General features: G+C 50.7%; 13 protein-coding genes and 1 tRNA gene. All 14 read right to left on the bottom strand.

The features are described 5' to 3' along the window. Window positions 1-7: 7 nt before the first annotated feature. Window positions 8-1,420: a tRNA lysidine(34) synthetase TilS gene (tilS, locus tag ACW9JV_RS19050; RefSeq protein ID WP_457337435.1), complete on the bottom strand. Its 1,413-nt coding sequence runs from the start codon at window positions 1,418-1,420 to the stop codon at window positions 8-10. Next, on the bottom strand, window positions 1,404-1,847 hold the full coding sequence (locus ACW9JV_RS19055) for a threonine/serine exporter family protein (RefSeq protein WP_457337437.1): 444 nt from the start codon (window positions 1,845-1,847) through the stop codon (window positions 1,404-1,406). The genes tilS and ACW9JV_RS19055 overlap by 17 nt, the downstream gene beginning before the upstream one ends. A gap of 29 nt (window positions 1,848-1,876) precedes the next feature. Then, entirely contained in the window at window positions 1,877-2,635 is a 759-nt protein-coding gene (locus ACW9JV_RS19060) for a threonine/serine exporter family protein (protein WP_457337439.1), read from the bottom strand. A gap of 28 nt (window positions 2,636-2,663) precedes the next feature. Further along, a complete protein-coding gene (locus tag ACW9JV_RS19065; RefSeq protein WP_457337441.1) occupies window positions 2,664-3,671 on the bottom strand; it encodes a protein kinase domain-containing protein in 1,008 nt (335 codons plus the stop codon). Then, the gene (locus tag ACW9JV_RS19070) at window positions 3,631-4,374 is read right to left on the bottom strand and encodes a VWA domain-containing protein (protein WP_457337443.1); all 744 of its coding nucleotides are present in this window, start codon (window positions 4,372-4,374) and stop codon (window positions 3,631-3,633) included. The genes ACW9JV_RS19065 and ACW9JV_RS19070 overlap by 41 nt, the downstream gene beginning before the upstream one ends. A 74-nt stretch (window positions 4,375-4,448) precedes the next feature. After that, window positions 4,449-6,947, bottom strand: coding sequence for a stage II sporulation protein E (spoIIE, locus tag ACW9JV_RS19075; RefSeq protein ID WP_457337445.1), 2,499 nt, complete (start codon window positions 6,945-6,947; stop codon window positions 4,449-4,451). Between the two features lie 323 nt (window positions 6,948-7,270). After that, window positions 7,271-7,347: transfer RNA gene (locus ACW9JV_RS19080), tRNA-Met, on the bottom strand. A gap of 134 nt (window positions 7,348-7,481) precedes the next feature. Further along, complete coding sequence (locus tag ACW9JV_RS19085) at window positions 7,482-7,904, bottom strand: S1 domain-containing RNA-binding protein (protein ID WP_457337447.1); 423 nt, start codon at window positions 7,902-7,904, stop codon at window positions 7,482-7,484. An 84-nt stretch (window positions 7,905-7,988) separates the two neighbouring features. Further along, on the bottom strand, window positions 7,989-8,387 hold the full coding sequence (locus ACW9JV_RS19090) for an FtsB family cell division protein (RefSeq protein ID WP_457337449.1): 399 nt from the start codon (window positions 8,385-8,387) through the stop codon (window positions 7,989-7,991). A gap of 30 nt (window positions 8,388-8,417) precedes the next feature. After that, entirely contained in the window at window positions 8,418-8,993 is a 576-nt protein-coding gene (gene yabQ / locus ACW9JV_RS19095) for a spore cortex biosynthesis protein YabQ (protein ID WP_457337451.1), read from the bottom strand. Continuing rightward, a complete protein-coding gene (gene yabP / locus ACW9JV_RS19100) occupies window positions 8,990-9,286 on the bottom strand; it encodes a sporulation protein YabP (protein WP_457337453.1) in 297 nt (98 codons plus the stop codon). The genes yabQ and yabP overlap by 4 nt, the downstream gene beginning before the upstream one ends. Before the next feature lie 74 nt (window positions 9,287-9,360). Continuing rightward, entirely contained in the window at window positions 9,361-9,618 is a 258-nt protein-coding gene (locus ACW9JV_RS19105) for an RNA-binding S4 domain-containing protein (RefSeq protein WP_457337455.1), read from the bottom strand. Continuing rightward, window positions 9,605-11,122 carry a bifunctional methyltransferase/pyrophosphohydrolase YabN gene (yabN, locus tag ACW9JV_RS19110; RefSeq protein WP_457337457.1) on the bottom strand — a complete coding sequence of 506 codons (1,518 nt, stop codon included), beginning with the start codon at window positions 11,120-11,122 and terminating at the stop codon, window positions 9,605-9,607. The genes ACW9JV_RS19105 and yabN overlap by 14 nt, the downstream gene beginning before the upstream one ends. Next, a complete protein-coding gene (locus ACW9JV_RS19115) occupies window positions 11,119-12,732 on the bottom strand; it encodes a putative polysaccharide biosynthesis protein (RefSeq protein ID WP_457337459.1) in 1,614 nt (537 codons plus the stop codon). Before ACW9JV_RS19115 ends, yabN begins: the two co-directional genes overlap by 4 nt. Window positions 12,733-12,778: the final 46 nt, after the last annotated feature.

The following is a 12,778-nucleotide window of genomic DNA, read 5'->3' on the forward strand; positions in this document are numbered from 1 at the left end:
TTTCATCCTAAAAGGATGTGCCAAAGCGCCGCCGGCATATTATAAAGACCGGACGCCGGCATTTCCGTTCGCCGGCGCGGAGATGATACACTGATTTTTTCACAAAAGGAAGCCACAGCACGGTGCTGTCCGCATCCGTCACCACCGGCTGGAACGGCCGTTCATAAAAGGGGGTTTTTTCATCTATAAAGATCCGGTTCACCTTTTTGCTTCCGGTCATTCCGAGTGGGGGGAGGCGGTCCCCGTCCTGCCGCGGACGGATGTGAAGAGGAAACGATACGGCTGCAGGTTCGATCACCAAAAGATCCTCTTCTTCTCCGGTGTGCCGGGGAGAATGAAAAGAAGCTTCAAACACATAATCGCCAAAAGAGGCTTCACCCGGGGTGGAAAGGCTCACAGGCTGCGGTGCACTTCTGGTCTGCTGCAGTGGAACCATGGAAATCGTTATCTGGTCATAATCACGGCGGACTTCCAGATTCCCCGGCCAGTCCAAAACCGCGGATGGACGACCCCCATGCAGCAGCGAAAGAAACTGCTCAATATGTACGATCGACAACTCCGGTACATTATGCATACAAAGATACTTTAATATTAGAGGAATACCTCTTCTTTGTAAAGGGAGAGGAAGCGCTTCCATTCCTTTTATGGAAATCGTCACCGAATGTTCATCTTCCCTTATGATCCTTTGCCGCCATTCCTCTTCCGCCTGCTCTTCAATATAGCGCCTGTCTTCCTCGATCCAGTCTGCATAATGTTGAAAATGGCGGTGGACGAGAGGCTCTTCTTCTTTCAGGACAGGGAGAATGCGTTGTCTGATCCGGTTTCTCGTATATTTACCGGAGGCATTGCTTTCATCCTCCTGAAATGAGATCCAGTGGCTGCGGCAGTAGTCGTAGATCTCCTCTTTCGTTACACCGAGCAGAGGGCGGATCAAGGTGCCTCCGCCAAACGGCCGTTCTGCTTTCATGGCAGTCTCTCCCAGCAGGGCCCGCCCAGTCGTCTGCTTCATGACTATCGTTTCGACCTGGTCATCCGCGTGATGTCCCACAGCCAGAACGGAAATCGATTCCGCTGCCATCAACCCTGCCAGATAATCATAACGAAGCCTGCGCGCCTGTTCCTGAACGCCGCCCCCCTCTTCCCTTATTTTCTTTTCTACGGAGACACGGGCGTTATAAAAAGGGATACAGTTGTTTTCACACCATTCTTTCACAAACCGTTCATCCCTGTCTGCCGTTTCCTGCCGCAGTCCGTGATGGACATGTGCTGCCAGCACAGTAAGATCCCACTCTGTTTCCATCTCTTTCAACAGATGGAGAAGGGCCATGGAATCAGGTCCGCCGGAAACAGCAGCAAGGACCCGCGAACCCGGCTGCAGCAGATGCCGCGCTTTTATCCACTGTTCAACGGTCTGTTTCATAACGCTTACCGGCTCCTTTCCCGATTGAAAAGATGGAGAGGGCAAATCCGACCCCTCCTGCAATCGCACCCGCCTGCAGAAGCGTCTCCACACCTAGACCAAGGCCGTTCACGTAATTCTCTTCAACAAATGCAAGCATACTTGAATACGCACGCCCCCCTGGCACAAGCGGTATTATACCCGGGATCATAAACGTCGTCACTGGCACTTTTTTATATTTGGCAAGGCGGTGGGAAGTAAGAGCAGCAGCAAACGCAGCCACAGCGGCAGCATTGACCTGGGTCAACCCGATTTCGGGAAGAGTGCTGTAAATAAACCAGGTCATGATACCGATTCCTCCGCCCCACCAGACGAGACGAAGCGGAATATTGAAAATAATACCGAACGCCACGGTCGACATAAAACAGAACATCAGCTCAAGCCACATCGTTACCGACACCCCCGCTCATTCATCCACTAAAAATAAAGAATCGATAAAGAAACTACTGTCCCTGCTGCGATCGACAGAGAAGTGACGGCAGCTTCCGTTCCGCGGGCCACCCCGGCTACTAAATCTCCGGACATGAGATCCCGCACCGAGTTGGTAAGCGGAATGCCGGGCACAAGCGGAATAAGCGTCCCGATCACGACCTGGTCCATGTTCTGCACCAGACCTCCCGTCTCCATTCCTACAACCGCAAGAACACCTGAAACGGCTGCGAGAAACTCAGAAAAGAACTTAACGTTCAGGACCTTTTGATACAGGACGAGGGTGAGGGTGGTAATTAATCCGCCGATAAATGCGGGAAAAATATCAATAAACGTGCTGCCGATCAGATAGGAAAAAGCAGCGCCGCCGATGCCGGAGGCCAGATAAATCAGCCAAAGCGGATAGTTCATGGGCGCCTTTTCAATATCGGTCAACTGTGCGGCGGCCTCTTCAATCGAGATAATACCATGGGTGAATTCTCTGGACACCTGATTGACCGCCGTCACTTTGCTTAAGTCCTGGAACCTTTCCCGGACCCGGATCATCTGCATGAAATCCGTCCCGTCTTCGGTACGGAAGGCAAGAAAAATGCCGGTTAACGTAACAAAACTGTTAATATTACGCATTCCGGCTGCTTTTGCCATCCTGTACATCGTTTCCTCCACCCGGTACGTCTCAGCGCCGTACCGCAGCATTAACTTACCTCCTGTAAGACAGAGCGACATCGTCTGTTCCGCTTTCCCCATGAAGGGTCCTCCCCCTCTTTTTTTCCTTTTACATCCATTGTCCCATAAAGTATAGAACAGATGAGAGAAAGAGAAAAGAGGTTGTAAGAATTATTTCTGTCCGGTAGGACGGCTTTTCTTTTGAAGAGGAGGCTGAGGTCCGTCTGGATGGTGCGGGCGTTCCACTTTTTTGTTTCCGGGACGGGGGTTCCGGCGGTTTTCGGCTCGTCTGTTTTTCAATCGTGTAAATCAGATCTTTTTTCATAATCTGAGCATTCGGATAATCTCCCTTCAACGCCCGTAAGAGAACATTCTGATAATCCGCAAGCGCCGGGGAATGTTTGATATAGCGGCGTAACAATGCCATCGTTTTCTCTGCGGAAGCGCCGGGCGGTTTTTTAAAACGGCGCGGATACTCGGTTTCCATAAAAATCATGGCCGCGGCAAATAAATCATAAGAAGGCTCTGCTTTCCGGTCGCCAAGCCCCCAGGAGCCCCGGTCATAAAATTCCGTATACTCTTTTACCGCCCTTCCCTGCCTCGTCGTTCCACCCACGTCAAACCACCTGACTCTGGAAGGCGGTCCTGTAATGATTAAATTGTCAGATTTAAGATCTCCGAAGATCCACCCTTCCTGATGCAGACGGTCCAAATCCCCCAGCAACTGCACCATAAAAACAGGGATCCACTCCGTTCCCCGTTTTCGTGCAAAATCAAGAAGTGTTTCCCCTTTCAGATATTCCATACAGAAAAAAGGATAAACCTCTCCTCTCCAGATCAAATCATCCACATCCAGGAGCTCCGGGCCGAGAACGTTACCCCTCACTTTCGAAAATGCTCTCAGGACGTTGACTTCCGAAGTCAGAGACATTTTATTTTCGCCAATTTTTACGGCTTTCGGTCCGGTTCTTGTATCCGCCAGATAAACCGCTCCGTTTGCTCCTTTTCCCAATTTACGGATGATTTTGTAGGGATTTTGATTCCATTTACCGGTCCACGCCGTTCCCGGCGCCAGATCAAAAGCCTGATTCTTCGATTGGGAATTCATCTTCTCCATAACGTTTCAGACTCCTTTTTGATAACCGCTTGTCAAAATGCTGCAGCGCCGCTTGAAGAGCAGGCCCGGTCGGGGTGATGCCGCCCGCCGTCAGCCGGTGGAACATACCGGTCAGCGAATTCATTTCCGGAGTCCAGTCCAACACCTGTTCCGCGTCTTTTCTTTTCCCGGGAAATAAAAACAGGGAAAAATGATTATTTCCTTTTCTCGAATTCAGACTGATCGACAAATCCATCAAGGCATCCTGTACCATCGGGAGTTTTGGTTTCATACTGGCACTCGTATCAACGAGGATCAGTACATCCAGATCCACCGTTTCACCAAGCTCATCGACAACATCGACCACTTCTCCTCTTTTATCCGGGGGGAGATCCTCCACCTCCTGGTGATCACCAAGTATCTGGCTGAGCTCTTGATGCACAACACCGTGAAGAGTACGTGTCATCGCCTGTTTTGTTACCATCTGAACAGTATGGGCCAGTTGATCGACATTGACGAGCTGGCTGACTCCCCCTCCGGAAGCCGCGATGTTTTCCACTTCCTGCATACCGTGGTCACGAGCAGCTCCGTGATCCAGCACGCCTATCACGTTTACGGTGATTCCTTTTTCTTTGGCAAAGGCCGCTACTGACGCCGGGTCTTCCCCTTGATTGGAACACCCATCGGTTAAAAGCAATATCTGCTTTATTTTTCCATGATTCATCTCATGTCCCCTCCGTTTCTGGTATTATTTTCATCTTTGACGGAGGGGTGAAAATATATACCCGGCTCCTTTCCTCACGCTTTTTTTCTTTTTAAGGGCACGGTACGCCCAGCCGGAATAGCCGCCCATTCCGGAATATTCCGCTGAACAGAGGCCGCCATAACGGTCATATCATCCCTGATGTTCCCCTCTGAGGCTTTGATGACTTCTTCAAGCAGATAATCTGCCATGTCCTGGGGATCCTCAGAATCCATCTGGCCGATCAAACGTTTCATCCATATTTCCTTGTTTTCAATCTGGACGGCCGCGTCAAAAATACCATCACTCATCATGATTACCATATCGCCCTCTTTCATCTGTTCGTTAACAACATCCAGCTCCGCATGCTCCACCATTCCGATCGGAAGGTTTCCTGCTTCAATCTGTTTTACCTTCCTGCCTCGTTTGATAAATCCGGGCAGGGAGCCGATTTTGATAAAGCGCCCCCGTGCCGTCTGCAGATCCATTAAAAACAGATCCAGCGTTGAAAACATTTCTTCCTTCGAACGAAGGCTTAAAACGGAATTAATGGATCTTACGGCCGTCTGCTCATCCATTCCGGAAGCTAGAATAGTTTTTAAAATTTCAAGCGCAGACTGACTGTCCCGGTTGGCTTTCCAGCCGCTGCCCATTCCGTCGCTGATGGCCATGACATATTTGCCCGTTCCGATGTCCATGGCGGCATGACTGTCACCGGACACCCACCTTCCTTCTTTGGCAACAACGGCCGCGCCGGCTTCAACTGTATACGTGCGGGCCGAGGAAAACGTGACGTTGGAATAATCGGTAATATCTTCGTACGGCTCTTCCCGGTCTACTACAATATGCTCATTCAAGATATCCGACAGCATCGGCGCTATGATTTTTTCGGCCTTCTCTTTTCCGGAAGGTTTCGAGACGCTCATTTCCACTTCCACATTACCCTCGTCCAGCCTGTATATATCTACATGGCCGATATCGAGGCCGGCATCCTGCAGCGCTTCATGGATCTCTTCTTCCTGCAGGTGGTGCGCCTCTTTTTCCTGTTGAATTTCCCTGGCGAAGTTGTTCATTACATTCGAAACCCCCTGCAGCTGATCGGCCACAAGCCTGCGGCTTTCATTCATCTGCCTGGCTATAACCTTTTTTGTTTCTTCCCGCTGAAGTTCTTCGGCCATGACCTCTATCATCCGCTTGTCATAATGGCAGTAGTTCTTCCAACGGTTGGCCGTGCGGGGGGTGACTCTGCCGTTTTCCTCCAGTTCCCGGACCAGCCGTGTCATGCCGTCGTATGTCTGTTGAAACTGCCTCACCCAGCACCGCTCTTTAAGAAAACACTGCTGGCAGGTGTTTTCCGTTACTCTGCTCAACACATCGTCTTTTTCACGGCTGTCCTGCTGCTCTGCGCTGTCCGTCTCGGCTCCGGATTCAAAGCTTGTCGATAACGTCTCAAACAGCCGGGAAAACTGTTCCACCTTCATGGCGGTAACATCCCTGATTTTTTTCATATGTTTCTGCTGTTCGCGCGCATATTCAGGCGTGCCTGGAATATATTTTTCTATAAAAGCTGTCATAACGCGGGGAGTAAGCAGAAACACGCCGACAGCCGCTGCTGATTCAGCCAGCGTCAGTGAGACCCCGTTCAACCCGTCCCCGTAAAGAGCGATCAAAGCAGTTCCCAGCAGTACTCCGATACTGACCCCGATTCTGCCTCCTTCTTTCAGGAGGCCGCCCAACAGCCCCGCAAAAGCAAGCAGGCTCATTTGATATAGATTGGCAATCGAAGCAAGACTCAGAACCAGGCCGGCGATGACGCCGACTGACGCTCCAATTGCCGCACCTCCGGTAAAGGAGAACAGGAGTACCAGATAGCGGGCCAGTATATGTTCCGCCCCCATGCCGTAAATTACCCATCCAATCGCCCCGGTCATAATTGAGGCGAGAAGAATAATAAAACAGATAATCTCTTCATGTTTTAACGGCTGTTTTCGTTTGTTTGTGATAAGTAAAGGAAGACTCTGCAAAAATATCATCGTCAGCATGAAACTGAGTCCTGCTTCCACACCTGCCATGACAAAGGCATACGATGTAACCGTTCCTTCCATCAGCCAGATCACCGCTGTCCGTGCGCCGATGGTGGCAGTAAATACGGTCAGCGGCAGCGTCCAGGATGTTTTCCAGCCGAATCGGTTCATCCATTCATAGAGCGCTATAAATAATGGGACAGCTGCGATAACAAAAGCGGCATGCAATACTGCACCGCTGAGCACCCCCGCCATTAAACCGGCTGCCCCGATCACCGCTTTTTCCCGGCGCCATGCATAGACAACCGCAAAAAACGGGATCGCAAACGGGAATAATTCTGCCAGCAGTACCGCCCGTCCCAGCAGCATCCCCGTGATAAACACGAGCGCTCCCCACTGGATGAACAAGCGTTCCAATCCTGCCGCCGTCCTTCTCTTCCACCGCTCCCGTACAACTTTCATTTTTCTTCCTGCCGCCTCAAGCAGCGGTTGTACTTCTTCCGCACGCCGGATCAAATCTTTCTGGGACATTACACGCACCACCTGATCTTGAAATGATGGGACTCATTATACCGGGTGCGGAGTTCAATGTTTGTCAAAATAACCAAGCCGGTCCGAAAAATCCTTCGACGATTTCCTGTCAGCCGTCCAGCCTGTTATGACAGCGTTTTTACGGTATACAAAAAGGAGTATAAGCAAATTGAAACAATTTCTTACAGCAAACAAAGGGGAATAGTGGAAGAGAATGAAATGAAGGGAAGAAGCATGGGAAAAGCATCCTTCGTTTTTCGTCAGAGTAAAAAAAGCCTGCCTCCCGCGCTTTTGCTGCGGAAAACAGGCTGTGGTGTTATGTATGGTAGCGGCGGAGGGAATCGAACCCCCGACCTCACGGGTATGAACCGTACGCTCTAGCCAGCTGAGCTACGCCGCCTTAAGGAAAGCAACACGAATGATTATATAATGAGAGCGGGGAAAGCGTCAACCTCAAAATAAAAAATGCTGCCGGGAACGTTTCTGTTCCGGCAGCAGGCAGAGAGTGTATCTATCAATTCTTCAGCAGCAGGTCTATTTTCTGGAACCACCGCCGCGTTTAGAGTCTGTCTGTTTTCTCAGGGACGACAAGCGTTCCTCGCTGTCCTTCATAAAACGATTCATTTTTTCCTCAAAGGATAACGAACGCTGCTGGCCCTTGTTTCCCTGTCCGCCGCGTCCCCCTTTGGAGCGGTCGTTCTGGGAACGGTCTTCTTTCGGGCGGTCAACGGCTTTGCGGATCGACAGACCGATTTTTCCATCGTCTTCGACCTTCATCACCTTTACAGTCACTTCATCCCCGACACTGACATAGTCGTTGATGTTCTCCACATACTTGTCCGCCACTTCACTGATATGGACCAGTCCTGTTTTACCTCCCGGCAGCTCAACAAATGCTCCAAAATTGGTGATTCCTGTGACCTTCCCCTGTACCTTGCTGCCTTCTTCAATGGACATGTAAAAAATGCTCCTCCTTATCTTCGAGCTTGATTTTAACGCCGTTAAAATCACCATTATTATACTCGACCGCTGAAAAAAGTGTCAATCTGCGTTCTCTGCCTTTTTTTCCGGTAGTTTATACAGTGTTTCTCCGGGCTTGGTTAAATAATAGTCCCGCCTGGCAATTTCAGCTATGTAGTCGAGATCATTGTAGTTTTCAATATCCTGTTTTAATTCTGCTTCCTGCGCTTTTAATTCTTCCATCTTCTGTTCCAGCTCCGCCCGTTCCGTTTTTTTCGCTTCCAGGGTCGACAGCTGCGATGTCAGAAGGACAGTGAACACAACAGCCAGCACAACCCCGACAGCTGCGAGTGCTGTCAGGCGCCGGATTAATCCCCGTCTATGCTTATCAACAGCGTTGCGCTGCCTCTCCTGTTTCTTTTCCTCTTCCTGGACGTAGGAACGGTTCATTTCCGTAACTTTCTCTTTATTTGATACCAATCCATATCCCTCCGGCATATTACTGCTTGGTCAATCTTTTTTGCGGTGTGTTATCACGTCGGTTGTTTTTCTTATAAATGCAAGGACAGGTGCGGGAAGCACTTTTTCCACTACCCGGCGGAACAACCGGGTCGTTCCTGTCAAAGGCACCAGTAGAAGATGCAGAATAAAGAACAGAAAATTTTTAATTATCGTTAGTCCCATCATAACGGAGCCGGCGGCCAGTTGCAATACGAAGTTCAGCGGACGCAGCACAAGCACCTTAAATACAGCGGTAAAGATCCTGCGCACCCGGTTCCCTGTCCGGCATAGCATTTCCAGCCTGCCGAGAAAAGATGAACGTCCGTAATACCGGTAAAGAAAAAAACCTGCCGCCAACCCCGGGAAGATATAGAACCGAAGTTCCCCTTCATTGATGCGGAGAAGCGCATAAAATACAATCAAAGCCTGCAGAATCCAGAATAAAATATCAGCGCCGGCTCTTGTCCACATGCTGCGCCGGACCAGCCCAAGACACAGACGTTCATATACATCCAGGGACACACCGGCAGCCACTCCCATCATAAACATCGCCGCCATTGTCTGAAACTGCACAGCCAGCGTCACTTAAACAACTTCCCCAGAAACCCTTTGGATTTTTCCTTCGAGGAATCCACGTACACAAGGTCGTCCACTCTGCCTTCAATAGCAATCACTCCCTCATGTACATCAAGATTCTTGATATGAAGTTGATCCCCCCGCACGGAAAGAAAACCCATGGATGTTTCCAGTAAAAATTCTTCATTGTCAAAGCTCTCCACTTCTTTCACACCAGTAATCTCCAGGCTTTTCCTCCCTTTCATGACAACCTCGTGAGACGCACCGGGCCGCTGCAGCACCGGTTCTTCAGAAAAGGACATAGCAGATGCTCCCTTCACGGATATAGCTTGTATATCATCTATATGTGCATCCGCCGGTAATTAGTCCTGTATTTTTACGAGAGTGGTTCGTCGCGCAGCAGCGTATACATGGATTCCGAAGCTTCTTTTTTCGTGGTGTCCTGGATGTCGTCGACTCTTACCGTAATGACTTTGGTGCCGAACTGGATCGTTATTTCATCTCCCTGCGCCACTTCCGTCCCCGCTTTTGCCTTATTGCCGTTCACCGTGATTCTCCCCTGTGATGCCACTTCTTTGGCCAGGGTTCTTCTTTTGATTAAACGGGACACTTTTAAAAATTTATCGATTCTCATCCGTGTTTCCTCCTGTTCCTGCGTTTTTGGCCGCTTCCCAGTAACGGTCCATTTCTTCCAGGGTGGCATCTTCCGGCCGCCGCCCCTGCTGATACAGCGATGCTTCAATATGCTCAAAACGCTGCCTGAATTTACGGTTGGTCATGTGAAGCGCTTCTTCCGGATACAGATGGTGATACCTGCCCAGATTCACAAGAACAAACAGCAGATCACCGTATTCTTTTTTCATGGATTCGGCCGAGCCATATTTGACTTCATAGAGCCATTCGGCTAGTTCTTCCTGGAGCTTCTTCCACATCGGTGCGTCATCGTTCCAGTCAAAGCCGGCCTTCCCCGCTTTTTTCTGGAGTTCATACGCCTGCATCAACGCCGGCATGGAAGACGGAATGCCTTCCAGCAGCGATTCGGGCGGAGCACCTCCCTTTTCCTTCTGCTTCACCGCTTCCCAGCCGGCGTTTACCTGATCCTCGGTTTCTGCCGTTTCCCCGCCGAATACATGAGGGTGACGACGGATCATTTTTTCCGTTAATGTCTCTGTCACATCTTCCATCGTGAAATAGCCGTCTTCCTCTCCGATTTGGGCATGGAGAAGCACCTGAAGCAGCACATCGCCGAGCTCTTCCTGCAGATGTTCCTCATCCTGCTCGTCGATGGCATCCAGCACTTCATAAGCTTCTTCGAGCAGATATTTTTTCAGAGACTCGTGGGTCTGTTTTTTATCCCAGGGACAGCCGTCCGGTGCCCGAAGCGCTGCAATGACCCGGCGGAGAGTTGAAAATTCCCGGTACATCAGTGTTTCATCTGTCACCGGAGGCACATACAGCGCGGTCAGATTATCGACAGCAGCCATCCGGTCGAGTTCAAACAGCGGCAGCCGTTGAATCGTTTCCGATGTTGTTCCAGCTGCTGTCACCAACGTTACCTCATAGTCATCCGGGTATTTTTCCATCAACGTTAATTTTACATCGGAGGCACTCATTTGATCATAAATCTGACTGATGATAATATGCTGATTCATCCGTATATCATCGGGATCCAGAGCGGTACCGTCCAACAGCTGAAACCCGTCATTCGGATCCACGTTCAACGCGGTGAACATCGGATCCAGAAAACTCTGTCCGCCCTTGATAATAACATGAAGATGTCCCTTTTTTTCTTCTTCCAGGAGCATTTGAACGGTTGTTTCAGCCGTCATCGGATGGCCTGGGACCGCGTAGTAAATCTCTTTATACCGTCCGGCAGCCCGGAGCAGTTCATCGACAATGGCTTCATAAACTTCTTCGAAGGTATCATGTTGTTCGTACAGGTTATCAAAACCGTGAAATGACACACCTTCCTGTTTCAGTTCTTCAGCGGCAGGATGCTTTTCCGTCCGGACATACAGGCGCTCTGCGCGGGTCAGCATTTTATAGACACCTACAGACAGCCCGGATAAATCCCCGGGGCCAAGGCCGGTAATATGTATAACCGGGGAATTGGCATGTGTATGTTGTTCTGTGGTCACAATTTATCTCCTTTCTGGTGCGGTCGGTGGTCCAGATGATGAAAAACGGGAAGCAGCATCCGTTCCTCCCTCGTAAACAGAGACCATTTTTTCATTAGTATCACCTGCAGAGAGGCCCCAGCCGCCGCTGAAGTCAGCGCCTGCCACGCAGCTGCCGGGCGGGTGCGTTCCGTAAATATCCACTCATACCCATAGTCTAACATAACCAAAAGAACGGCCATTGCCGCAAGTGATGCAGCCAGCCTCCCCATCCATCTTCCTCCAGGGACGTTCACCACACGCAGGCGGACAATACATAGGATACCGCATCCTGCCGTCACCGCCATCCCAAGAACCGTAGATGCTGCTGCTCCCTGGATACCAAATAGAGGAAGCAGCGCAATATTGCCTGCAGCTTTCACCACTGCTCCAATCCCCAAAAAAAGAACCGGCCGGATGAAGTAATGATGTCCCTGCATCACCGCTGACGTTATCATCACTACCCCGCTGAACAACAGCGTCACCGCCAGTACGCGGAGGGCCCCGGTCCCGGAATCATTTTGAAACAGCATGACGTTGACAGGTTCTGCGGTCATTATTAAACCAGCTGCCGCCGCGCTTCCAAGAAATAGAACAAGACGGAGCGTCAGGCCGGCATAGTGCCCGGCAGCCTCTTCTCTGCCTGTCTGTTTCTCTTTCTGAATCAACGGAACCACCGTCATGGCAGCCGATGTTGCGAGAACAGTACCAAATTGCAGCAGCGGCTGGCCCCGGTCAAACATACCTTTCAGGCTTTTTGCGTAACCGGGTTCTGTTCCACTTTCGGTCAGAATTCGTACAACAGTAAACGCATCAATCCATTGGTACAACAGAAAAATCATCGCGCCCGACGCCGCCGGCAGTCCACGGAGCAGAACTGCCGCCCGGATTTCTTTGATACGGCGGAAGACATCGACGACGGACACCGAAAAAGGAGCACCTCGGCGGGTCCAGACAAACACAAGATATCCGGCGCATACTGCAGCCCCCAGCACGGATGCGGCAGCGGCGGCTTTTCCGGCGGCATAGGGACCGAATCCGAACCAAACAACAATGGCAGTACCTCCTATTATCCCGGCAGACCGGATGACCTGTTCAGCCAGATGGGAGACAGCAGCAGGGTGCATATTTCCCAGGCCCTGATAATAGCCACGAACTGTTGATATAAAAGGGACCAGTAACAGCACCCCTCCCGCCAGCCGGAGAATGTCTGCCAGGGCCGGGTCCCCCATCCACCCGGCAATAACCGGCGCCGAAAAAAGAAGCAGCCCAAAAACCAGACCGTGAACCAGCAGTAGCACCATAAAGGCTGCATACGCCGTCGTATCCGCTTCTTTCCACGTTTTATCCGCTCCACGTTCTATCATCAGGCCGGACAGGGCCACCGGAAACCCGTACATGGCCAGGATCATTGCCGTACCAAGCAGCGGATACACCTGCTGATAAACGTACAGCCCCTGATCACCAGCCATATTCTGATACGGCACCCGGTATAAAGCACTCAACACTTTTCCAATAAAGGCAGCCGCCGTCACAAGCATTGCGCCTTTCCACCATCTGCTGTTATTCCTGCCCGTACCAGCCATACTCATCTTCCTTCCTCGATCCCCAAGTGTACCATAAAATAAACAAAAAGAA

The organism is Salibacterium sp. K-3 (genome assembly GCF_054052005.1).

Coding starts and splice junctions, on each gene's coding strand:
- ACW9JV_RS19055 (WP_457337437.1), bottom strand. CDS start 1,847: ATGTGGCTTGAGCTGATGTTCTGTTTTATGTCGACCGTGGCGTTCGGT.
- ACW9JV_RS19070 (WP_457337443.1), bottom strand. CDS start 4,374: ATGAATCATGGAAAAATAAAGCAGATATTGCTTTTAACCGATGGGTGT.
- spoIIE (WP_457337445.1), bottom strand. CDS start 6,947: ATGTCCCAGAAAGATTTGATCCGGCGTGCGGAAGAAGTACAACCGCTG.
- ACW9JV_RS19085 (WP_457337447.1), bottom strand. CDS start 7,904: ATGTCCATTGAAGAAGGCAGCAAGGTACAGGGGAAGGTCACAGGAATC.
- ACW9JV_RS19105 (WP_457337455.1), bottom strand. CDS start 9,618: ATGAGAATCGATAAATTTTTAAAAGTGTCCCGTTTAATCAAAAGAAGA.
- ACW9JV_RS19065 (WP_457337441.1), bottom strand. CDS start 3,671: ATGGAGAAGATGAATTCCCAATCGAAGAATCAGGCTTTTGATCTGGCG.
- yabP (WP_457337453.1), bottom strand. CDS start 9,286: ATGTCCTTTTCTGAAGAACCGGTGCTGCAGCGGCCCGGTGCGTCTCAC.
- ACW9JV_RS19060 (WP_457337439.1), bottom strand. CDS start 2,635: ATGGGGAAAGCGGAACAGACGATGTCGCTCTGTCTTACAGGAGGTAAG.
- tilS (WP_457337435.1), bottom strand. CDS start 1,420: ATGAAACAGACCGTTGAACAGTGGATAAAAGCGCGGCATCTGCTGCAG.
- ACW9JV_RS19115 (WP_457337459.1), bottom strand. CDS start 12,732: ATGAGTATGGCTGGTACGGGCAGGAATAACAGCAGATGGTGGAAAGGC.